This window comes from Nitrospirillum goiasense (assembly GCF_034427435.1).
In the GTDB taxonomy this organism is placed as follows: domain Bacteria; phylum Pseudomonadota; class Alphaproteobacteria; order Azospirillales; family Azospirillaceae; genus Nitrospirillum.
Genome location: NZ_JAXQNP010000003.1, coordinates 1456774 through 1479162, shown reverse-complemented (window position 1 = coordinate 1479162; position 22389 = coordinate 1456774). Strand labels below are relative to the sequence as shown.

Genomic DNA, 22389 nt, shown 5'->3' with positions numbered 1-22389 from the left:
TTTCCCCCGGGACCGAACTTATGGAACCAGGCCGCGCGGTACTGGTCGACGGCCTGGTTCCCTTACTCTATCGCAATTCGGGCGGCGCCGATGATCCCACCGGCGCCGCCCGTCCAAGACTTACCGCACCCTTAGTAAACGGCGCGGAAGACCAGGGAGTAGCGACGGTCCGCGACCGTGTAGTTGTGCTTGTAGATCAGGCTGTTGCTCATGTTGCCCTGGGTGCCGTAGTACCAATTGTCACGCTCGTCGATCGAGATGATGTTCTTGGTCGCCAGCAGGTTGGCCGCCTGGACGCCGACCTTGAAATGCTCGTTGATCGAATAGACCAGCGAGGCATCCAACTGGCCGTAGTCTTCCATGTAGGCCGGCGCCTGGACGTTGGAGGCCGAGGCCGCCATCAGGTAGCGCGACCGCCAATTGTAGGCCAGGCGGAAGTCGAAGTCGTACTTGGTGTACAACAGCGCCGCGTTCAGGGTGTAGGTCGACAGCTGTTCCAGGGGCAGCTTCAGCTTGCTGGCCCCGATCTGGCTGCCGTCGAACACGCTGCCGGAGGTGTTCTGCGTACCGCTGCTGTCCAGGATGGTGAAGTTGACGTCCGTGCCCAGGCCGCTGAGGACGCCCGGCAGGAAGTCGTAGAAGTAGGTGACCTGGCCTTCCAGGCCCATGATGCGGCCATGGCCATGGTTCTGCGGCACGTTGCCGACGACCGTCTGGGTGATGCCGTTGTTGGTCACCTGGACGACCGTCTGGTCGCTCTGGATGTAGTCGTAGATTTCCTTGTCGAACACGCCGAAGGACACCATGGAACCCGGCTTCAGATACCATTCGTAGGACAGGTCGAAGGACTGGGCCCGCATGGGCTTCAGGTTCGGGTTGCCCGTGTTGAAGGCGAAGGAGACGCCGGTGTTGTACATGACCGGGCTGCCCGACGCCGCCGCCTTGTCCAACTCGGCCTGGGTATAAGGCTGGTTGGTGACGGTGTTGATGACCTTGTCCGCCACCGTGGCCGCGCGGTTCTGATACGTGCCCGTCATGGTGAAGGACGGCGACAGCTGGTAGAAGTCCGGCCGCACGATGGACGTGGCCGCCGCGAAGCGGATGGCCATGTCATCCTGGGGTTTGAACCGCAGGTTCAGGCTGGGAAGGAAGTCGGTGTAGTGGTTGCTGAACGAGGTGATGTTGTTGGCGCCATTGGCGAACAACAGCGCCTGCAACGCCGCGGGTGAATACGACGAGGTATCGCCATTCTGGGTCAACGACGCCACATGGCCGAAACCGATGGAATGGCTGTCGGTACGCACCGCGCGAACACCGATGTTGCCGTCCCAGGGCAGATTCCAGCCGAACAGGTCATCGTGGCCGAAGCGCACCTGGGCGTAGACGGCATTGGTCCATTCGGATTGATCATTGGTGCCCAGGCCCGACGTGGAGGTCGGGGCATAGTTGTAGTTGCCGTTGAACGGCTGCCAGAAGGTGATGTTGCTGCCCACCGGCTGGGTCGTGCTGACCAGCTTGTTGTTGGCGTCCACCGGGGCGCCGGCCCAGATGGGCAGGTAACCGGCTAGGCTGCCATTGGGGAACGGGCTGTACTTGCCGCCGTTGGCCGCCCAGGACGGGATGGTGCCATGGCCGCAGGTGGCGCAGTAATAGCCGTAGGTGCCGTCGGTATAGGCCGCCAGGTTGCTGCCCAGGTTCGGCGTATACAGCAGCTTTTGCATGTAGCTGGCCAACAGGGTCTTGTTCTTGGCCAGATCCACGCTGGGCATCCACAGCGACGGCATGCTGCCGCCCAGGAAGCTGTTGAAGTTGACGATTTCCTGGTGCTCGGGGAACTGGCCCACCGTCGCCGTTTGGCCAGTGAACGCCCAAGGCGCTGAAATCAATGCCCAGTTATACCCGCCATCGCGCTGGATGGAATGGCGGTCGGTGCTGCGGAAACCGAACTTCAACGATTTCAGGAAATCGCCGTCGACGTCGTAGACGGTATCAAACTTGCCCGCGGTTTCATCGGCCTTGTCGATCTCATTATGATCCATGGCCGCATAGAGATTGAACACATTGGGCGTGGCCGTCAGGTTCTGCATCTTGATGACCGGCAGGTCGCCCCGCAGGTCCAAACCCACGCCGCCCGTGGCCGTGACCGTGTTGTAGACGGTCATGTCATAGTCGTCGCGGCGGGAGAAGATGCGCTGGAAGTCCGCGTTGACGTGCCAGCGGTCGTGGTTCCACTTCACGCCGCCCGAGGCGTCCCAGGTCTCGTCATTCTCCTCGCCATACCGGGTACCCAGATTCAACAGGAAGCTGTTGGCGACGCCATTGCCGCCGCCGCCGCCATCGACGATGGTGCCGGTCAGGAAATTGCCGTCGCCATCGAAGGAGAAGCCGGAGCCGGCCGCGGGCTGGTTCAGGAAGCTCTGGTTGTTGGTCGCGGAGCAGCAGGCCGATGTCTGGGCGAAGTGGTCGGTGCTGACCAGCTTCGAGGTTGAGCGGAAGTAGGTGCCGTAAATCTCCAGCTCGTCCGTCGGCTTCCACTGCAGGGCGCCGTACTGGCCGTCACGGGTACGGTCCCGGTCTTCCAGACGGTATTCGACGCCGCTGGGGACCATGACCACCGACTTCGGCTGGCCGCTGATGGAATTGTCCCCGTTGAAGTTGAAGGTCGTGCCGCCGTCGTAGGACGACTGGGTCTTGGTGGAATGGGCGTTGTACGGATCGACCTCCAGCGCGTTCAGGCGGCTGCTGAGTTCGGAGTGGGCCACGTCCACCAGGATGCCGATCTCACCGATCTTGGTGTCCCAGCGGTTGGAGTAGAGGCCCGACACCGAGGGCGTCCACTTGTGCCGCAGGTCGCCGTTGGTGGCGTCTGCCGACAGGCCGATCACCTGGCCGTCGCTGTCGAACGGCATGCGGGTGCGCAGGTTGATGGTGCCGCCCAGGCCGCCTTCGACGATGTCCGCCGAAGGGTTCTTGTAGACGTCGACGCCAGCCGCCAATTCAGGCGTGACGTCTTCCCACCCCAGCGCACGGCCGTTCTTGGCGCCGAAGCTGTCGCGTCCGTTGATTTCGGAGCGCACCCAGGTCAAGCCGCGGATCTGTACGCCCGATCCTTCGACGTTCAGGCGGTCGATGTCGCGCGGCTCATCCGTGCGGCCGATGCTGATGCCGGGAACGCGCTGCAGCGCTTCGGTCACCGAGCGGTCCGGCAAGGCGCCGATGTCGACGGCGGAGATCGAGTCCACGATCTCCTCGGAGTTGCGTTTGAATTCCTGCGCGTTGTTCAGGGCCTTGCGCATACCCACGATGACGATTTCATCCAGGGAATCGTCTTTCGCGGTATCGGACGCGGTTTGCCCGTGGGCCAAGCTGGCCCAGGTGAATGCCAGTGCCGAGACGGATAGCAATGCGATGGCCTTAGAGGTCGGGCGCATCATCTCTCTCCCAATTTGATTTATTTATTTGTGGGCACGCAAAAACGCCCGGCGGCCTTAAAGCCCGGGCGCAGGAGTCGGTCTTGTGATGTTTGGAATGCTCATAGTCCCCCCCGCTTTTTTGTTGCCGCGACCGATTGCTGGGTCAGCTGGCCCGGCATCTTTGAAAGGGTGTGGCAACGTTGTCAAGGCCGTGTTCACGATTTTGCAACGGGGCCGGAGGACATAGGCCGAATCATTGGCAAAAATATATGACTAATCAGGGCCTTGCCGCTAAGTCACAGTGCCAAATAAAAAATTTGGGTTGGGGTCGGGCGTTTTTGCAAACATTGTTACGGTGGCGAGGACGCGCATAGGCCTATGCCTTTGGCCCGAGCGTCTCTTGCAAGCGCTTTCACCCCCATGAAAAAAGCCGGCGGAAGCACCGCCGGCTTTTTCAACGTCAACCGCCGAAACGGCGTCTGGCTCAGTCGTGGAAGTCCTCGACCAGCACACGGTGGCCGCAGAGGAAGGCGTCGGCCACGTGGCTGAGGGGCGCCAAGTCCACATCGACCTGACGCTCCCGCACCAGGCGGCTGAACAGGGCGTAGAGGTTGGCGTACTCGGCCTCCGGCTCTTCCAGATGCGGCGTGCCGTCGATGCTCATGGCCGCGCCCCCGCGGTTCAGGGTCAGGGTGCCATCGGTGGTTTCCACCACGATGTCCCAGCTTTGCGGGCCCGTCTGCCGCCAATCGAACTCCGCCCGCACCGGCACGCCGGCCAGATCCTGGAAGTCCAGCTGGGCGGCGATGGGGGCCTGGCGATTGGCCGGGAACTCCAGCGTCGCGGCCTTCAGCACCAGGGCGCGCGGCAGGATGTGGGTGATGATGGACAGGGCGTTGATGCCGGGATCGAACACGCCCAGGCCGCCCGGCTGCCAGATCCATTCCTGGCCCGGGTGCCAATGGCGCACGTCTTCCTTCCACGACACCGACACCGATTTCAGGGTGCGGCCCGCCAGCCAGGCGCGGGCGGGTTCCACCGCCGGGGCGTAGCGGGAATGCCAGGTCGCCAGCAGGGCCAGGCCCTTTTCCTTGGCGAAACCGACCAGGTCATGCACCTCGGCCAGGGTGGCCCCCGGCGGCTTTTCCAGCAGGACATGGACGCCCCGGTCCAGCGCATGCCGGGCCAGGGCGTGGCGGCCCTGCGGCGGGGTGCAGAGGGCGACGGCCTCGATCTCGGGACGGGCGTCCAGCATGGCGTCCAGGCTGCCATAGCTGTCGACACCGTCCAGCGTGGCGTTGCGGCTGGCCACGGCCACCAGTTCATAGTCCGGATTGGCGGCGATGACGGGCAGGTGCTGGTCGCGGGCGATCTTGCCCACGCCCACCAGGCCGATCTTGATCGGTGACATGCGCTCTGGTGACATCCGCTCTCTGGGCTCCCCTGTTTTTATGAAAAAAGGGCGGGCCGTGTTTCCGGCCCGCCCCATGGCGACTTACTTGCCGGGCTGCACCACGCCGTCGACACGGCGGTTCAGCCCCAGCGGATTGGCGTGCTTCACCGCCGCCGGCAACAGCGCGTCCGGCAGGTCCTGGTAGCAGACCGGGCGCAGGAAGCGGTCGATGGCCAGGGTGCCGACCGAGGTGGTGCGCCCGTCGGAGGTGGACGGGTACGGACCGCCATGCACCATGGCGTGGCAGACCTCCACGCCCGTGGGCCAGGCGTTGGCCAGGATGCGGCCCACGCGGCGCTCCAGCGTCGGCAGCAGGGTGGCGGCGGCGTCATAGTCCGCCTCGTCCAGGTGCAGGGTGGCGGTCAGCTGGCCTTCCAGGCCTTCCAGCACCGCCTTCACCGCCGCCAGATCCGGGCAGCGGACGATGACGGAGGAGGAACCGAAGACCTCATGCGCCAGGGCCGGGTCGGCCAGGAAGTCGGCCGCCGTCACGCTGAACAGCACGCCGGAGCAGGTGTTGCCCTCACCTTCGGCCGCCTGGGCCAGGATGGTGGTGCTGGAGCTGTCGGCCAGGGCCTTCACACCCTGCTTGTAGGCCTTGGCGATGCCGGGGGTCAGCATGACCAGCGGCGTGGTCCGGCCGATGGCCTCGGTGGCGGCGGCGATGAAGCGCTCCAGGTCCGGGCCGTCCTGGGCGATCACCAGGCCCGGATTGGTGCAGAACTGGCCGGCACCCATGGTGAGTGAACCGACGAAAGCCTGGCCCAGGGCCTCGGCCCGCGCCGAGAGGGCGGCGGGCAACAGCACCACGGGGTTGATGCTGCTCATCTCCGCATAGACGGGAATGGGCTCGGGACGGCTCTGGGCGATGCGCACCAGGGCCAGGCCGCCGGCGCGGGAGCCGGTGAAGCCCACGGCCTTGATGCGCGGGTCGGCGACCAGGGCGCCGCCCAGCTCGTTGGTGGTGCCGCTCAACAGGCTGAATACGCCCTCGGGCAGGCCCAGTTCCTTGACGGCGGCGGCGATGGCCTCACCCACCATCTCACTGGCGCCGGGGTGTGCGGGATGGCCCTTCACCACCACCGGGCAGCCGGCGGCCAGGGCCGAGGCGGTGTCGCCACCGGCGACGGAGAAGGCCAGCGGGAAGTTGCTGGCGCCGAACACGGCGACAGGCCCCACGGCGATGTGGCGCAGGCGCAGATCGGCCCGCGGCAGGGGCTTGCGCTCCGGCAGGGCCGGGTCGACGCGCACGCCCAGCCAGTCGCCCTGGCGGACGACGCTGGCGAACAGGCGCAGCTGGCCCATGGTGCGGCCACGCTCCCCCTCCAGCCGGGCGCGCGGCAGGCCGCTTTCCTGGCCGACACGGTCCAGCAGGGCGTCCCCCAGGGCCAGGATGTTGTCGGCGATCTTTTCCAGCAGGCTGGCGCGCAGCTCCAGGCTGGTCTCGCGGAAGGTGTCGAAGGCGGCGGCGGCCAGGGCGCAGGCCTGGGCCACATGATCGGCGCCACCCTGGGCGAAGGCGGTGTCCAGAGCCGCATTGGTGGCGGGATCGATGGCGGTGAAGGTGGCGTCGGTGGCGACGCGGGCGCTGCCGATCAGCAGCTTACCGTGCAAAGACATCTGGTGTTCCTATCCCTTTGGGTGGCCCCTGACCGGGCGGCCTGGTGTCGGGGCGCCGTCCCTTGTTAGCCAAATTTGTACGATAAATCCACCCTTCCCCCGGCGGCCGGCCGGCGAGGAGAGGTGGGGTCCACGGATCACGCCCGGAATGTAGGCTTGATACCGGTAACATGCAATGGTGGGGCAGCCATCGCCAAAGCCCTTGCCATACCTTTCGCGGCTAGGCATGATGCCTAGCGCTACAAGGCATAGTCCCGCCGTACCATTGTCCGTGATTGGGGGCCCCATGGCCGAGATGTTCGACACCCTGCGTGAGCGCCTGCTGGCGGCGGGTATCGCCCCCCGCCATGTCGGCCGCTATGTCGCGGAACTGCGGGAACACGCGGCCGATCTGACCGCCGATGGCGTGGCGGCCGGCCTGACGCAGCCGGAGGCGGCGACCCAGGCCGCCACCCGGCTGGGCACGCCGGACGATCTGGCCCAGGCCATGATCCGGCGGGGCGACTTCCGGTCCTGGAGTGCCAAGGCCCCCTGGGCGGTTTATGGCATCGCCCCCCTGGTGGCCGTTGCGGCCTGCTATGGACTGGCCCTGGCCGCCCTGATCGGCATCCTGGTGTCGCACCGCCCCTACCCCGGCGCGCACCCCATCTTGCCCCCTTGGTTCGGGTCGGCGGCGGCCACCCTGGGCTATCTGCACAGCCTGGTCCTGCCGCTGCTGATCGGTGGCCGCGTCGCCTGGATGGCGGCCCGGCAGCGCATGCCCGCGTTGTGGCCCTGCGTGGCCCTGCTGATCATCGCCATCATCGGGGGGGCTGGCGTGTCGGAGGTTCGGATGCCCCAGGAACCGGGCGGCTTCATCGATCTGGTGGTCGGCTGGTCCTTCATCTGCCCCTACGTGAACCTGGACATGGCGGTGCGCCACGCGGTGGTGATCCTGCTGTTGACCCTGGTGCCCTATCTTACCCATCACAGGTGGGCCCATCATATCTGGACCCATCACATCTGGCGCACAGCCGTGCCGCCCGCCGGGGACACGACCGTCGCAGGCCAGAGCGTCGATCTGGACTCCATCCCCCTGATCAAAACCTGAAACCGTCCGCGTGAGGCCTTCCATGGCAGAGAACAACTCCAACTTCATGAGCGGCGTGCCCGAGCTGCTGATCCTGCGCCTGGTGCGGGAAAAGGAGATGTACGGGTATGAGCTGGTGCAGGCCATCCGCGAGCGCAGCAACGACGCCATCGCCCTGGGCGAAGGCGTCATCTACCCGGTCCTGCACGCGCTGGAACGGGATGGCGCCCTGTCATCCAGCCGCAAGACGGTCAATGGCCGCAGCCGCGTCTACTACACCCTGACCGCGACGGGGGTCCGCCGCCTGGACGATCTGGCCGGCAACTGGTCGCGCCTGACCGAGGCCATCCAGTCGGTGCTGGGTGGCCCTGCCATCGGAGGGGTCAGCCATGCCTGATGTTTTCACCCCCTTGCGTGAGCAACTGCTGGCGGCGGGCGTCGCCCCCCGCCACGCCCGCCGCTACGTCGCGGAACTGCGGGACCATGCCGCCGACCTGGCGGAGGAGGAGCGGGCCGCCGGGCTGGCGGAAGCGCAGGCCAGGACCCGCGCCCTGCAGCGCCTGGGCACGCCGGATGCCCTGGTGCGCGCCATGGTGGCGCGGGGCGACTTCCGCTCCTGGGGCGCCAGGGCGCCGTGGGCGGTTTACGGCCTGGGATCGATGCTGGGCCTGGTCATGACCTATGGGTTGGCCATCGCCGCCGTCGCCGCCATTGTGGAGACGCATCGTGCATCCCCCACGGCGCGGCCCATCCTGCCCGACTGGTTCGACAGCGCCTTCGCCACCATCACCTATATCCACGGCCTGGCCCTGCCCCTGGTCCTGGCGGCGGCGTACGCCATCATGGCCACGCGTCAGCGCATGGCGCTGCTGTGGCCCAGCATCGCCCTGCTGATCATCGGCATCGTCGGCGGCGCCATCACCCTGGACTTCATCCGTCCCGTCGATCCCAACGCCCTGATGGAATTGGAGATCCGTTTCGCCCTCAGCTCTCCCTGGCCGGGGCTGAACAATTGTCTGCGGCACATCGCCATCAACCTGCTGCTGACCCTGGCGCCCTACATCGCCTGGCATGTCTGGCGCAAGGCCTTGAACGAGTGTTCCGGCCCGGAGGGGGACGCCCCCCTGGGCAGTGGTTCCCAACTGACCTGACAGGGGACGACCGAGATGGGGCGATCGATGACGGGGGCCGGGCTTCTCGTGTTTGGCCTGGCGGGCTTATTCCCGATGACCGCGCTGGCGCAAAGCGGGGCGCCGGCACCCATGGCCCCGCTGGCCTCTGCCCCGCCGCAGACGAGCGAAGAGCCCATGCTGGGCCAGGACATCATCGTCACCCCCAGCTTCCTGCCCACGCCGGAAGAGGTGAAGGCCTTCCACGATGAAGAGTACGCCCGGCTGAAGGGTATGTTCGCGCCGGAGGCGAGGCCCGTCAGCCGGGGCGACAGCCTGACCCGCAACAACACACAGAACACGGGCACCGTCGCCGGCGCCCGATCCGTCAACTGCGCCAATGTGGGCGAATGCCGATCAGTCTATAGCGCCGACAAGTGAAGACCTGCCAGTCCACCAGTCAGTCCCACCAAAAGAACCAGTAGCGCATTTGCATCAGACCACCAGCCAGCGCACCGACAGTCCCGACGCCCTGGTCGACGATATCAGGGCAATAGCGATATTGGTCCCGCGCCAGGTCCCAAGCCTCGGCCTTGTCCGCCGGTAGACGATCAACACGTAATTCCATGGTGTCGTTACTGATGACGATCAGTTCGGCCCCATATTTCTCGTGCCAGAAGCGGAGTGCGGCGACATGGGCTTCCGGCGGCGGACATGCGTTCCAGCCGCCCCAGCGCAGAAAAGCCGGCACTTGCCAGCCTTGATCCGTGGGGATCAGCAGAATGTGCACGCGGGCGTGGGGCTTATGATTATGGTCGCGCACCACACTCAACGTGGGTGGCCCGTCCGGCATCGGTGGAAAATCCACCCAATCCTCGCCCATCACCCCGATCTGGTCCTCATCCGGGCTGTCCGGCCAATCCTCAACGATCTGGGGAAAGCGGATGTCCTTGGACTTCTCCAGAATTTCGGAGGGCGCCAGCATCGGCACCATACCGGGAGGCGTGCCAGGAAATACCGTGGGATCGCCCAGGCTGTAATGCTCGGCCAGTCGTTCCATCGCTTCATCGTCGCCGATGATGACGGGCCAGCCGCGCCCCGCCGCGCGTAGGCGCAGCCAATGGTCCCAGGCCTGGGACCCTGGCACGGTGATACGCTCATAAGGCAACGCCGCCATCATCCTGGCATGCATGGCGATCACCTCCGCCCTGCTGTCGGCAGGCACCCTGCCCAAGTCCGGTTGGATTACGGAGGCGCTTGGTGAGGTTGATGTGGACCCCAGTCCCGCGAGAACGCGGCGCACCCATTGAATGACCATCGCGGGGTTCCCTCCATCGCACCGGGTATGGCATCGGCTCAGTATCGCCACCGTTGCCGTGGAATGCCACAATCCATCACAGGGCGCCCAAGGCCAGGGCATAGAAGGCCAAGGCGATGGCGGGACCGAAGGGCATTTCCGCCCATTCCCGCCCCTGACGCCGCCGCACCAGCCACCACAGGGGATAGGCGGCCAGCCCGAGGCAGGCGGCGGCCAGCACCAGCCAGGGCATGCCGGCCAGCCCGATCCACCAGCCCGCGGCGGCGAACAGCTTCACGTCCCCCAAGCCCAAAGCGACACGGCGCAGTCGCCGGCTGAGAGCCCAGCGCACGGCCCCCAGCAGGGCGGCGACGGCCAGGGCCGCCACCAAACCCTGGGCCGGCGGCACCGTCCACCCCGCCAGGCTGCATCCCAAGCCCAACAGGGCCACCGCCAGGGTCAGGCCATCCGGCAGATAGCGGTGGCGCAGGTCGATGACGGCGCTGGCCAGCAGCAGCGTGGCCAGCAGGCACAGCGCCGCCGTCTCTGGCGCCCAATCCAGGCGGGCCACCGCCGCCATGTACGCGAGCGCGGCCAGCGCCTCACCCAGCGGATAGGCTGCCGGTATGGGGGCGCCGCAGCAGCGCGCCCGGCCCCCCAGCGCCAGCCAGGAAAAGACCGGCACCAGGGTCGAGGGCGCCAGGGGCGTCCCGCATCTGGGACAGCGCGAGCGGCCGGCCACCCAGGGTTCACCGCGCGGCAGGCGCCAGGCCAGCGCCATGGCGAAGCTGCCGCCCACCAGGCCCAGCAGGGCGGCGAGCATGAGGGAAACGGCCGTCCACAGGCTGTCGTCCGGCGCGTCCATCATGGCACCCCGCCACGGTCGGTCATGACGCAACCGTCACGGCCCGCCAGGACGGGCCGCTGCCATTCCAGCGTCAGCCACGGGGATTCGGCGCCGGTCCCGGCACCCGCCGCCTGGCGTCCAACCCCCCGGTACAGCAGCACGCTGCGCCGGACCTGGGCCCGTCCCTCCTCCGCCACCGTCACCCGCAGCAGGCCGCCGGCCACCAGGCCCAGCGGCCCCTCCCCCCGGTCGTCCGCCGCGCCCCCCCTATCCTGCCGGGGCATCAACGGCGCCAGGCCATGGAAAGGCCCCCGCGCATAAACGGTGCCCCAGCGGCGCAGGCAGGCGGCGACATCGGCGTCCAGGCCCGGGATGACATCCAAATCCTCCAGCGACCAAAGGGCGCGCACGGGATCGATGGTCAGGTCCAGGCCATCCGCCGCCCCGGGGGCGTCCATGCCCCGCCAGGCGGCGATGGCGTCCGCGGCCTGGCGCGCCCGGCCTTCGGTGAAGCCCAGGCCATGGATGGCCTGGGCCAAGGCCTTGCGCGACAGGCCATTGAGGTCGATGCGGCCGGTTTCCGGCGCCACCGTGACGGTCAAGGACTGGCCGTCCAGCACCAGGCGCCGAGGGGGCGGGATATCCGTGCCGCCGCGCGCCAGCACATCATCCAGCGCGATCCAGGTGGCCGCCGCCGCGCGCTGGTCCTGTCCCACCGTGAGGGATGCGGCGCGGGCCAGCTTGCGCGCCGAAAGGCCGTTGCCCATGACCACCAGCCCCACCGCCGTGGCCATGGCCAGCAGGAACAGGACCAGCAACAGGGCATAGCCCCGCTGGCCCGTCCGTTCCTGGCCGGCCCCCGCCATCACCGACCCGTGGGCGTGGCCGGCAGGGGCACGGTCTGGACCGGCGGTGGCGTCACGGCCGCAGGGGGCGTGGGCATGCCTGCGGGCATGCCGGTGGCGCCAGCGAAGATTTCCAGGCGGCTCATGCTGGCGCGCAGCGCGTCCGTCACCTCCCGCGCCCGGGTGGCGTCGCGCACGATGACCGGACGCAGGAACACCAGCAATTCCGTCCGGCCCTTGGTATGGCCATCGGTGCCGAACAGCTTGCCCAGCACCGGGATGTCGCGCAGGTAGGGGATGCCGGCGCCGGTACGGCTGGAGGTATCACTGATCAGCCCGCCCAGGGCCACCGTCTCGCCATCCTGAACGTTCACCACGCTGGTGATCTTGCGCTGCTGGATGGTGGGGCTGTCGATGCCGGACGTGGTGGTGTTGGTCACGGTGCTGACCTCCTGGTTCACGTCCAGCACCACGGCGCCGCTGCGGTTGATGCGGGGCGTCACCTCCAGGATCACGCCGGTGTCGTGATATTCGACGGAATTCACCACGGCGCTGTCGCTGGTCAGGGTGCTGGTGGCCGACTGCACCACCACCGGCACCTCGTCCCCCACCTGCAACCGGGCCGTCTCATTGTTCAGCACCATCAGGCGCGGGGCGGACAGCACCTGGACATCGGTGACGCTGGACAGCGCGTTCAGGACCACCCGGGTATTGGGCGTCAGGAAGGTGTAGTTGAAGTTGGGGTAGCTGGCGCCGACGGTGGAGCCGGTGGTGTTGGAAAAGCCCACGGTGCTGCTGCCCCGGTCCAGGAACCATTGCACCCCGAAGTTCAACTGGTCGTTCAGCGTCACCTCGGCGATGGTCGCCTCGATCAACACCTGCTCACGCGGGGCGTCCAGGCGGGTCAGCACCTGTTCCAGCAGCGCGTACTGCGCGCCGGAACCGAAGATCAGCAGGGCGTTGCGCCGCTCATCCGCCACGACGCGCACGCCTTTCAGTTCCGAAAGCCCGTCCTCATCCCCCGCGCCCTCCCCGCCGCCACCGCCGGCCGGCAGCGTCGCCCCGCTGTCGACCGGGCTGGGCGGCGCGCCGGCGGCGGAGCCGGAGGCGCCGGTCGCGGTACTGCCGCTGGGGGGGCCGCTGGAGGAGCTGCCGCCCATGGCGGTGGACAGGCCGCCGCGAGCCGACGATGAGGTGCCGGCGCCCATGGAACGGGCCCCGGTGCGGCCCCGCCCCTGCCCCTGCTCCGCCACCGGCTGCTGTTGCGTGCCGGCGCGGCCCACCAGGCGATTGAGGGCGTTGGCCAGTTCCACGGCGGACCCGTTCTGCACCTCATAGAAATGCACGACCTTGCCGCCATCGGGGCCCGGCCGGTCCAGCCGCTCCACCCAGGCGCTGACGGTGGGCAGCAGGTCGGGCCGCTTGGCCACCACCAGCAGGGCGTTCAAGCGGTTGATGGGCACGAAATCCACCATGCCCTGCAAGGGGCCGTTGTCCAGTTGCAGCACGCGGCGCAGCTCCGCCTCCAGCCGGGCGGGCTCCACCGCCTGCAGCGTATGGAGGGAAAAGGACAGCCCGGCCAGCCAATCGACATCGAAGCTGGCGATCAACTGGGTGAAGGACTCGATCTCATGGGCCGTGCCGTTGACGATGAAGATGTTGCGACCGGCATCCGCCAGCAGGATGAAGCCCTGGCGGGTCAGGGGGCGGACGATCCTGTCCAGTTCCGCGACGGAGACATGGTGGATGGGCACGATGGCGGTGCTGAAGCCGGCCGCGCGCTCCGCCGCCGAGGGCGCCTGCACCGGGGCCTGGCCGGCCGCGTCCGCCGCCGGCACCACCTGGTAGAAGCCGTCGCCCCCGACAATGGCGAAGCCCTGGGTGCGCAAGGCCGCGTCCACCGCCGCCAACGCCTGCCCGCGCGCCAGTGGCCTGGTGGTCCGGATGGTTACCTGCCCCTGCACCTTGGGGTCGATGGTGTAGTTCAGGCCCAGCATGCCGCCCAGAACGGCATCGAGGACGGAGCGGACGTCGGCATTGACGAAGTTCATCTCCACCGGCTCCCCCTCGCCCGGGGCTGCAGGGGCCACGCCCGACATCGGCCGGGTCTGGCGCACCAGCTGGCCTGTGCCGGCCAGGGTCTGTGGCGGCACGCGGGGAGGCGGGGTGCTGGGCCCGATGACGCCGCTGGCCGGTGCCGTGGAGGCGGGCGGCGACGCAGGCAAGGGCGTGCCCGGCCCCCGGGTCACCGCGCTGTCCGCACAGCCGGCCAGGATGAGGCACGCAAGCAGCAGGCGGGGCGTAGGGCTGGGGTGCGTCATGGCTGCCGTCTGGGGGGCTGGTCGGGGGGCGGTCGGGATGGCGGATGGCTGGGCTGGGCATCCATCTGACGCGGATCGGGCTGCCCTGACGGCGGCATGCCCGATGGCGGGGCAGCCGCTGGTGGCGCACCCACCGGCGCCGCACCCCTTGACGACGGCCCCGCCGGGGGTGGGGACGACACCAGGGGGTCGCCCATGGTCGGGGGCGGCGGCACGGCCAGGGGATAGTCGCGGACGGCCGCCCCCCGGCGCAGGCGCAGGTAGGACCGTCCGATGGCGTCCACGGTCCAGCCTTGCAGGTCGTCGCCCAGGCGTACGCTGAACGGCTTCTGCGACTTGCGGTCCACGCCCGTGGCGGCCCCGCCGCTAGGACCGGTGACCACGCCGGTCACGAGCAGATCCGGCCCGTCGGAAGCCACCGGCGTGGTCGCCTTCAGCGGCGGCCGGCGGTCGGGCGTGAACAGGGGGCGTCGCGCCGCCTCCCCCGGCTCGGCGGACAGGCCCATGGGTGTGGGCCCGGCCAATGGAGGCAGTACCGGCAGCGGAGCCTGCGCCCGCACCGGCGGCCCCGACGCGTCGACCGCCACGGCAAGCGCCAGTCCGGTGCCGACCACCAGGCCGACACCCGCCAACAGCAGGGCGGTCCGGTCAAGGGCCCCCCTAGGGGCCGGCCAGGTCGGCATAGGCGTCGATCTCAATGTCTAGGGTCACGGAATTGGCCTCCCCAGCGGCGGAGCCGCGTGCGGCCCTGCCGAAACCAGGGCCCGGCGCCGCCGGTTCCGACGCGTCCGTGTGCAGGCGCACGAAACGCACCAGCAGGCGGGGGCGCACACCGTCCAGGGCCGCCAGGGCGTTGGCCACCGTCACGGCGTCGCCCTGCGCGGATACCGCCAAGTGGATGCGCCGGTAGGCCCCCTGGCCCGCATCCGGCCGAGCCGTCAGGGCGTTGATGGTGACGCCGGCCTGCCGCAGGGCGCCGCGCACGTCGCCCTCCGCGTCGGCCTGCACCGCCGCCGCGTCCGCCCCGGTGCGCAACAGGGTGTGGACGCCCAGCGCCTGGTCGACCTGGGCGGCGCGGCGGGCAAGGTCGTCCTGCTGGGCCAGCAGCGCGCGGGTGGCGGCCAACTGCGCCAGACGCGCGGCGCGGCGCGCGGCGGCCGCCTCCACGCCATCCACCAGGGGGGCCAGGTAGAAATAGGGTGGCAACGCGAGCAGGCACAGCGCGATGGCCAGCACGAAGCCGGGACGCAAGCCACGTGGCGGGATGGGACGGCGGGGAGGCAGCGGCGTCGGCATCTCACGGCCTTCCGACGGCGAGCGATGTCGTCATGGTGAAGTCACGCGGCGTACCGCCGGCCTGGCCCGCGACAGGGGCGTCCGGCGGATCGGTGAAGCGGGGATCGACGAAGGGGCCAGCCGCGCGCACCCGGGCCAGCACATCCGCCAGGTCCAGGGCCCGGCCCTGGATGGTCACCGCCTCCGGCGTCAGCGCGACATCCTTCAGCCAGACGCTGTCAGGCAGGGCGAGCGCCAGTTCATCCAGCACCTGACCCCGTCCCGGCTGCGCCAGCAGCAGGGCGGTGGCGGCGGCATCGGGGCTGAAGAACAGGATGCGATCACGCATGTCCCGCACCGCCCGCGCGTCCTTGGCCACCACGGCCAACTTTTGTTCCACCATGGCCGTCTGCCGGTCCAGGATCCAAAGGGCGACGGCGAAGGGGATGGGCAGTGACAGCCAGAACAGGCCGGCGGCGGCGGCCAGGCCCAGGAATTGCCGGCGCACCCGTGCGGGATCGAAGCGCAGGAATTCCGGCGCCGGCCCCGTCGCCGCCGCGGTGATGCCGGCCGGCGTCAGCCCCGCCGCCACGGCCCAGGCCAGTGCCGCCACCAGCACGCTTCGCCGCACCATGTGAACCCGGGCGGTGCCCGCCCCGCCCGCGGGTGGCCCAGTGGGTGGCCCAGTGGGTGGCCCAGCGGGCGGTAAGGTCACCACGTCCCAGGCCAGCAGATCCGGCCGCAGGGGCATGAAACGGTGGGCCTGGATCTCGACGAACCCCCGGGCATCGACCATGCCACCGAGCAGCCGCCCCTTGGGCAAGGGCACATCCACCGCATGCACGTCCGTCGGGTGCAGCACCAGGCGAACCGGCGCCCGGATCGAGGGCGCCGTCAGGCCGGCGCCGCCCGGTGACAGGAACAGGACAGGCACGTCCAGCCCCAGGACCCGGCGTGCCCACGGCGGCAAGGCGGCGGCGGCGCCATCGGCCAGCGCATCCATGGCCAGCACGGCCAGGCGTTTCAGGCGGTGGGGCAGCGTGGGCATCAGCTACCCCCGGGTCGGCACGCGCCCCGCACCGGATCATAGGCGCAGAGCACCCCGCCGCGCACCACCGGGGCGGCGATCATGGGCGGCCACGCCTCCCCGCCGGCGGGGGCGACATCAAGGCGCACCAGGGCCGGAGACGTGGCGGGGTCCGCCCAATGGTCGGTCCAGGCGTGGGCCTGGCCATCGAAATAGGACCAGGCGATGCGGGCGGCGCCGTCGATCAACAGGCCATCACCCGGCGGCGGACCATCAGGGCGCAGGGGCGCCACCCGCAGGCGCAGGGCCTCATGGCCGGGCGCCCCCTCCACCGTCAGGGCCAGGCGGTAAAGCCCGCCACGCCCCAGGCCCGCCGGCAGCGGCGCCAGCACATCGAAATGGCGCGCATCCCGTCGCAGGGGCGGCAGGTCCGCACCCGCGCGCCCCAGGTCGCCAAGCGTCAAGGCGTTGACCACCAGGAATTGGGTGAAGTCGTGGACCCGGCCCAGGTCGGCGGCGGCCCGCTGTAGGGCGCCGCTGCGGTCGGCCATGCGGTTCATCAGGGGCAGCAGCCCAACGGCGGCGACCGCCAGCATGCCCAGCAGCGCCAGGGCGACCAAGGCCTCCACCAGGGTCATGCCGCGATGGCCCCCAGTGGCATGGGGGGCGGCATGGGGAGGGGCGTCGGGCGCGGCATCGGGGGTCGCGAGGGCGGGTGCCATCATTGCGTCCCGTCCATCAGCAGGCGATTGGTGACGGTCGCCAGCACGGGCCCCTCAGCGCGCGTCGCCAGCCCGGGCGGGGCGGCGTCGGTTCCCTTCTCTCGCGTCACGTCTGGTTTCATTTCCCGGACTTCTACCCGATAGTCACGGTCACCCGTCGCCGAAAGGCGCCCTGGCACAATTTTGACACGGTAGGGCAAGCCCGCGCCCGGCCCGTCCAGCCCCACATCCCGGGGCCGGTCATCCAGCGGCAGGGCGACACCCACCTCCGCCGCCACGGACTGGGCCAGACGCAGGGCCGCCGTCTCCCCCCAGGCCTGGCGGGCGGACCAGGCCCCGGACCAGGCCGACTGCATCAGCAAGGCCGTGCCGAGGCCGAAGATGGCCAGGGCGATCAGCATTTCCAGCAGGGTGAAACCGTCCGCCCGGCGCATGGGGTCCCTCTCCCTACTCCTGATGCACGGTGCCGAGAGGCCAATCCACGCGCACGGTGGCGGCGCGGTCACCCTCCCGCAGGCGGATTTGGGCGCCGGGAGACCAGCCGCCGGGCAGGAACACGACCGCGCCCGGGCGCGCGCCATCGGCCCCGGCGATGGTCACGTCCACCGCCGCGATGCGCCGCAGGCGGCGGCCGGCCGCCCCGCCGGCGGGGCGCTTGACATCATCCAGGGTGAACAGGATGGGGTGTCCCGTCACCATGGCCTCGACCTGGCGGTTGCGCAGTTCATCCTCCAGCGCGGAAACGGCGGCGGTGAAGCGCAGGCCGGGCAAGCGGTCCTGGATGCCCAGGGCCAACGCCGCCCCCAGGATGCCGATGATGACCAGCACCACCAGCACTTCGACCAGCGTGAAGCCGGCCGCATGCCGTGATGGGACCTCGGTCGCCATCATGGCCTACCAACTGGTGACATCGCGGGCGTCGCCCTCGCCGCCCGGGGCGTTGTCGCTGCCAAGGGAGAAGATGTCGTAGGCGCCGTGGTCGCCCGGCACCTTGTAGCGGTAGGGGTTGCCCCAGGGGTCGACCAGGGCCTGGCGCTTGCGCAGGTAGGGGCCCCGCCAGTTGGCGTCGCCGGCCGGCGCGGTCACCAGCGCCTCCAGCCCCTCTTGCGTGGTGGGATAGCGGCCAACGTCGACGTAGAACAGGTCGACGGCCGACACCAGGGTGTTGATCTGGGCCTGGGCCGCCTCCCCCTTCGCCTTGCCCAGGCGCGCCACGAGGTTGGGGGCGACCAGCAGGCCCAGCAGGCCGATGATCACCAGGACGACCAGAACCTCGACCAGGGTGAACCCCTGCTGCCCGCCACGGCGGCCACGAAGGGGTGGGTGTTGTTCCAGGATATTAGAGGGCGATGTCATTCAGGCTGAGGATCCCCGCGATGAGGGCGGCGAAGATGCCACCGACCATGCCGCCGAGAACGAGGGTTAGGATGGGCGTCACCAAAGACAAGGCCCTATCCAGGGCTACGCCCCTTTCGCGCTCCAACACTTTCGATAGATCCAGCAGGCCTTGGGGCAGGCTGGCGGTCTGTTCCGCCAGGGCCAGCATGCGCGACAGGCGGCGGGGAACAGGGGTTCGGCCTGCACGGCGCGGCTGAGACCCGACCCGCCGCGCACGGCGACCCTCACCCGCTCGGCCGCGCCCGCCAGCGCCCGGTTGGCCAGGCAGCCACCGGCGGTGGCCAGGGCGGCGGCCAAGGGCACCCCGCCGCTGAGCAGGCTGGCCAGCGTGCGGGTGTACAGCGCCAGCTGGGCATCGCCGACCAGCCGGCCCAGGGGCCCCGTGGCCACCAGCAGCGCGCGATCCAGGCGCAGCCGCACATCGGGCTGGCGATAGGCGCGGACCAGGGCCAGGACGGCCAGCGCGGCGCCGGCCAGGATGCCGGGGCCGAAGCGGCCCAGGAAGTCCCCGATGGCCAGCACGGCGGACGTGGCGGCGGGCAGCTTGGCCTTGCTGCCGGCGAACAGGTCCTGGAACTGCGGCAGGACATAGCCGGCCATCAAGGCCAGGGCGGCCAGGGTCAAAAGGGCGATCAGCGCGGGATAGACCATGGCGCTGACCAGGCGCTGGCGGAACTGGGCGCGGTCCTCTTCCAGGGCCGCCAGATGGCCGAGGGCGGCCGCCAGGGCCCCGCCCTGCTCACCCGCCGCGATCAGGCCAACGAATTCCGCCGGGAACGCGGACCCTTGCGCGGCCACGGCGGCCGCCAGGCTGTCACCGGCCCGCACCCGGGCGCGAATCTGCCCACGAGAGTCGCGGCCGCTGGACGCTGCATCTGGTCCCCCACCAGGCCCAGGGCCGGCTCCAGCGCGAAGCCGGCGGCGACCAGGTTGGCCAGGTCGCGCACGAAGGATAGGCGCTCCGCCCGCTTGAGGCCGCCCGCGCGGCCGGCGCCCAGGGCACGCTTGGCCCCTTCCTCCTTCACCGACAGCGGCGTCAGGCCCCGCTGCAGCAACTGGTCCACGGCGGCGCGGCGGTCGGCGGCCTGGATCGTGCCTCGGCTGGCGCGACCGCTGGCATCGACGGAGCGGTAGGAAAAGCGGGTCATGGCCATTGTCGTCATCGTCTTAATCCGTCCTAATCCGCCTTGGTCACGCGCAAAATTTCTTCAGGCGTGGTCACACCGTCCAACACCCGCTGCAGGCCGTCCTGGTACAGGGGCACCATGCCGCCCGTCTGAACCGCCGCCGCCTCGATCTCCGCCGATGACGCCCCCTGGCGGATCAGCGCCCGAACCGTCTCGGTGATGGGCAGCCATTCGGCGATGGCCGAGCGGCCGCGATAGCCGGTGCCGTTGCAGGCGGGGCAACCCGCGGCACGGTGGACGGTGGTCTGCCGCGCCGGCAGCCCCAGGGCCGCCGCCGCATCGGCCGACAAGGCATAGGGCTGGCGACAGGTGGGGCACAGGGTGCGCACCAGGCGCTGGGCCAGCACCCCGTTGAGGGTGGAGGCCAGCAGATAGGGGTCCACGCCCATGTCCATCAGGCGCGGCACGGCGCCGGCGGCGTCATTGGTGTGCAGGGTGGACAGCACCAGGTGGCCGGTCAGGGCCGCCTGCACCGCCACCTTGGTGGTTTCGCCGTCGCGCATCTCGCCCACCAGGATGACGTCGGGGTCCTGGCGCAGGAAGCTGCGCAGGGCATGGGCGAAGGTGAGGCCGATGCCGGGCTTGACCTGGGTCTGGTTAATGCCGTCCAGCAGGTATTCCACCGGGTCCTCGACCGTGAGGATCTTGCGCCGGGCGGCGTCCATGCCGCGCAGGCCGGCATAAAGGGTGGTGGTCTTGCCGCTGCCGGTGGGGCCCGTCACCAGCACGATGCCATGCGGCCGGTCCAGTTGGGCGGCCAGCGGCTCCGCCACCCACGCGGGCAGGCCCAGGCTGTCCAGCCGGCCGCCCGCCGTCTGCTGGTCCAGGATGCGCAGCACCACGTCCTCGCCATGCACGGTGGGGGTGGTAGACACGCGGAAGTCGATCTCGCGGCCTTGCAGGGTTTGGCGGATGCGCCCGTCCTGGGGCAGGCGGCGCTCCCCGATGTCCAGGCCGGCCATGACCTTGACGCGGGTGATGAAGCCGGCGGCCATGCGGCGGGGCAGCACCTCCGCCTCGCGCAGGATGCCGTCGACGCGATGACGAACAACCAGGCGGTCGGCCATGGGTTCGACATGGATGTCGGTGGCGCCGGCGGCCAGCGCCGCCTGGATGGCGTTGCCCACCAGGCGCACCACCGGCCCCTCGCTGGCGAGATCGCGCAGGCGCTCGGCGTCGCCCTCCAGCAGGTCGGGCATCGCATCCTGGTTGGCGGTCGGCTGCGCCGGCTCATACAGCCGGTCCAGGGCGGCGGCGATGGCCGTGCCGGTCATGACCACGGGGCGCACCGGCCGGCTGGCCAGAAAGGCGGCCGCCCCCAGCGCCTGGCCATCCAGCGGATCGGCCACGGCGAACACCACCTCGGCGTCCTCATCGGCCAGGGGCAGCATCAGCTTGGACTTGAGGAAGGCCAGGTTGGCCACGTCCGTCATCACCGGCGCCTGGGGCAACTGGTCGGCCGGCCACAGCGCCAGGCCCAGGGCCTGGGCATACGCTGCCGCCATATGCTCCTCCGACACCAGGCCCAGATCCACCAGCCGCCGGTCCACCCGGCCGCCGGCCGCCTGGGCCCGCCCCAGCGCGCCCGGGGACAGGTGCCCCTGCGCCGCCAGGGCGGACAGGACACGGTCCAGCGCGTCGCCATCCGGGCCGCTGATATCGCTAACAGCGTGGGCGGCTGAATGTTGATGGGGCGTCACGTAATAAACCCTTTAAATCGGATATTGGATGTACGGGGTGCGTTGCCTGGGAATAGTTCTAGGTCGTAAAGGTTAATATATCGCCAAGATCCTATAGCGCACTGTCTAGCTCTTAAGAGGTAGGTGATTATACTTAATTGAGATACCATTCATAATATGCTGATAAAATTACGTTATTCAAAAGATAACGGCACGTGAACCGGGGTCAGGAAGTTAACATCCCGTCCCAGACAGCCTACCCTCTCGCACCACTGGCCTATGCCCAGGCAGAAAATCACCCTGAAACAAGTAAGAATATTCGTAAAATTTTATATTTTTAAGCCTGGTAGAAATACCTCCGATCCTGGATAATTACCTGAATCCACTAATTTTTTAATGTCAGAATGAGAGCACGTGGAGCGGCTTTTGCCGCGCTTTACGCAGCCTCTATTAGACGATGCCCTTGGCGCCATCCCCTTGAGGAAGCCCCCCCTTGAAATGGGCGCATTGCTGGACGTATTTCGTAAAACCGTACCCTAAATGCGGTCCAGGCTATCCAGCAGCTGGCGCGATCGGGCCAGCAGGTCGATGAAGGCCGCATCCTGAATCTTGGCCAGCCGCACGGCGAAGGCCACGGCTTCCGGGTCGCGTTGACCGGACAACTCATGTAGGGCCCGCGCCCGCTCCAGCCCCGCCGCCAGGCTGGTGTACCAGTAGACCAGGTCACGCGGCAGCGGCGTGGGCAGGTAACCCACCGTGCTGCCCAGGGCACGGAACACGGGCATGTAGTCGCGGTCGCCCCGGAAGGCGTGATGCACGACCGAGGGCGCCTCACCGCAGGCCTGCAGATCGGCGCGCAGCATGGACAGGTAGTTCTCCTCGATATGCTGCGACAGGGCGCCGATCTCGCCGATCAAGGCGCAGGCGATGTTCCGCTTGGCCCGCAGGCGCACGCGACGCTCATGGAAGGTATTGGCGATAAAGCCCGAGAACCCGCCGACGACACCACCGGCGACAGCGCCTGATATCTGCAGCCACGGCAATTCGACCATTGCATCCATCCCCCATGTGCGCCCGCCCCGCCGGACAATAAACTGTCGGATGATAACGGTTCATAAGGCCCAAGA

Annotated in this window: 21 protein-coding genes and 1 pseudogene; 4 read left to right on the top strand and 18 right to left on the bottom strand. The window is 68.9% G+C overall.

Features of this window, described 5'->3' with window-relative positions; translation table 11 throughout:
* Positions 1 to 131: 131 nt before the first annotated feature.
* The 3 genes from ULB03_RS20795 to ULB03_RS20785 form a co-directional block, all read right to left on the bottom strand.
* Positions 132 to 3431 (bottom strand): TonB-dependent receptor, encoded by a 3300-nt coding sequence (locus ULB03_RS20795; protein WP_322484985.1) that lies wholly within the window; start codon positions 3429 to 3431, stop codon positions 132 to 134.
* Between the two features lie 466 nt (positions 3432 to 3897).
* Complete coding sequence (locus tag ULB03_RS20790; RefSeq protein WP_322484984.1) at positions 3898 to 4824, bottom strand: Gfo/Idh/MocA family protein; 927 nt, start codon at positions 4822 to 4824, stop codon at positions 3898 to 3900.
* Between the two features lie 84 nt (positions 4825 to 4908).
* Positions 4909 to 6486, bottom strand: coding sequence for an aldehyde dehydrogenase (NADP(+)) (locus ULB03_RS20785; RefSeq protein WP_322484983.1), 1578 nt, complete (start codon positions 6484 to 6486; stop codon positions 4909 to 4911).
* A gap of 286 nt (positions 6487 to 6772) precedes the next feature.
* Here ULB03_RS20785 and ULB03_RS20780 point away from each other — a divergent pair, with 286 nt between their 5' ends.
* The 4 genes from ULB03_RS20780 (at position 6773) to ULB03_RS20765 (ending at position 9105) form a co-directional block, all read left to right on the top strand.
* Positions 6773 to 7576: a hypothetical protein gene (locus ULB03_RS20780; protein WP_322484982.1), complete on the top strand. Its 804-nt coding sequence runs from the start codon at positions 6773 to 6775 to the stop codon at positions 7574 to 7576.
* 22 nt (positions 7577 to 7598) lie between these two features.
* Entirely contained in the window at positions 7599 to 7952 is a 354-nt protein-coding gene (locus tag ULB03_RS20775; protein ID WP_322484981.1) for a PadR family transcriptional regulator, read from the top strand.
* The gene (locus ULB03_RS20770; protein WP_322484980.1) at positions 7945 to 8706 is read left to right on the top strand and encodes a permease prefix domain 1-containing protein; all 762 of its coding nucleotides are present in this window, start codon (positions 7945 to 7947) and stop codon (positions 8704 to 8706) included. Before ULB03_RS20775 ends, ULB03_RS20770 begins: the two co-directional genes overlap by 8 nt.
* A 75-nt stretch (positions 8707 to 8781) precedes the next feature.
* Positions 8782 to 9105: a hypothetical protein gene (locus tag ULB03_RS20765; RefSeq protein WP_322484979.1), complete on the top strand. Its 324-nt coding sequence runs from the start codon at positions 8782 to 8784 to the stop codon at positions 9103 to 9105.
* A 19-nt stretch (positions 9106 to 9124) separates the two neighbouring features.
* Here the strand turns inward: ULB03_RS20765 and ULB03_RS20760 are convergent, their stop codons facing one another.
* The 15 genes and pseudogenes from ULB03_RS20760 to ULB03_RS20690 all read right to left on the bottom strand — a co-directional run bounded on the left by ULB03_RS20760 (position 9125) and on the right by ULB03_RS20690 (position 22314).
* Positions 9125 to 9889 (bottom strand): DUF4253 domain-containing protein, encoded by a 765-nt coding sequence (locus ULB03_RS20760; protein WP_322484978.1) that lies wholly within the window; start codon positions 9887 to 9889, stop codon positions 9125 to 9127.
* 169 nt (positions 9890 to 10058) lie between these two features.
* On the bottom strand, positions 10059 to 10829 hold the full coding sequence (locus ULB03_RS20755; protein WP_322484977.1) for a prepilin peptidase: 771 nt from the start codon (positions 10827 to 10829) through the stop codon (positions 10059 to 10061).
* The gene (locus tag ULB03_RS20750) at positions 10826 to 11674 is read right to left on the bottom strand and encodes a type II secretion system protein GspK (protein ID WP_322484976.1); all 849 of its coding nucleotides are present in this window, start codon (positions 11672 to 11674) and stop codon (positions 10826 to 10828) included. Before ULB03_RS20750 ends, ULB03_RS20755 begins: the two co-directional genes overlap by 4 nt.
* A complete protein-coding gene (gene gspD / locus ULB03_RS20745; RefSeq protein ID WP_322484975.1) occupies positions 11674 to 13974 on the bottom strand; it encodes a type II secretion system secretin GspD in 2301 nt (766 codons plus the stop codon). The genes ULB03_RS20750 and gspD overlap by 1 nt, the downstream gene beginning before the upstream one ends.
* The gene (locus ULB03_RS20740; RefSeq protein WP_322484974.1) at positions 13971 to 14657 is read right to left on the bottom strand and encodes a hypothetical protein; all 687 of its coding nucleotides are present in this window, start codon (positions 14655 to 14657) and stop codon (positions 13971 to 13973) included. Before ULB03_RS20740 ends, gspD begins: the two co-directional genes overlap by 4 nt.
* Positions 14635 to 15270 carry a type II secretion system protein GspM gene (gene gspM / locus ULB03_RS20735; RefSeq protein WP_322484973.1) on the bottom strand — a complete coding sequence of 212 codons (636 nt, stop codon included), beginning with the start codon at positions 15268 to 15270 and terminating at the stop codon, positions 14635 to 14637. Before gspM ends, ULB03_RS20740 begins: the two co-directional genes overlap by 23 nt.
* A gap of 1 nt (position 15271) precedes the next feature.
* Positions 15272 to 16297, bottom strand: a complete 1026-nt coding sequence (locus ULB03_RS20730; RefSeq protein WP_322484972.1) for a PilN domain-containing protein — start codon at positions 16295 to 16297, stop codon at positions 15272 to 15274.
* Entirely contained in the window at positions 16297 to 17001 is a 705-nt protein-coding gene (locus ULB03_RS20725) for a prepilin-type N-terminal cleavage/methylation domain-containing protein (protein ID WP_322484971.1), read from the bottom strand. The genes ULB03_RS20730 and ULB03_RS20725 overlap by 1 nt, the downstream gene beginning before the upstream one ends.
* Positions 16998 to 17432 (bottom strand): type II secretion system protein, encoded by a 435-nt coding sequence (locus ULB03_RS20720; protein ID WP_322484970.1) that lies wholly within the window; start codon positions 17430 to 17432, stop codon positions 16998 to 17000. The genes ULB03_RS20725 and ULB03_RS20720 overlap by 4 nt, the downstream gene beginning before the upstream one ends.
* 13 nt (positions 17433 to 17445) lie before the next feature.
* The gene (locus ULB03_RS20715) at positions 17446 to 17889 is read right to left on the bottom strand and encodes a prepilin-type N-terminal cleavage/methylation domain-containing protein (protein ID WP_322484969.1); all 444 of its coding nucleotides are present in this window, start codon (positions 17887 to 17889) and stop codon (positions 17446 to 17448) included.
* Between the two features lie 3 nt (positions 17890 to 17892).
* The gene (gspG, locus tag ULB03_RS20710; protein ID WP_322484968.1) at positions 17893 to 18354 is read right to left on the bottom strand and encodes a type II secretion system major pseudopilin GspG; all 462 of its coding nucleotides are present in this window, start codon (positions 18352 to 18354) and stop codon (positions 17893 to 17895) included.
* A pseudogene (locus ULB03_RS20705) lies at positions 18338 to 19194 on the bottom strand (type II secretion system F family protein). The gene gspG and the pseudogene ULB03_RS20705 overlap by 17 nt, the downstream one beginning before the upstream one ends.
* A complete protein-coding gene (locus ULB03_RS20700; protein ID WP_322484967.1) occupies positions 19149 to 19559 on the bottom strand; it encodes a type II secretion system F family protein in 411 nt (136 codons plus the stop codon). Before ULB03_RS20700 ends, ULB03_RS20705 begins: the two are co-directional and overlap by 46 nt.
* 14 nt (positions 19560 to 19573) lie before the next feature.
* Complete coding sequence (locus ULB03_RS20695; protein WP_322484966.1) at positions 19574 to 21283, bottom strand: GspE/PulE family protein; 1710 nt, start codon at positions 21281 to 21283, stop codon at positions 19574 to 19576.
* Positions 21284 to 21798: 515 nt separating this feature from the next.
* Entirely contained in the window at positions 21799 to 22314 is a 516-nt protein-coding gene (locus ULB03_RS20690) for a hypothetical protein (protein ID WP_322484965.1), read from the bottom strand.
* Positions 22315 to 22389: the final 75 nt, after the last annotated feature.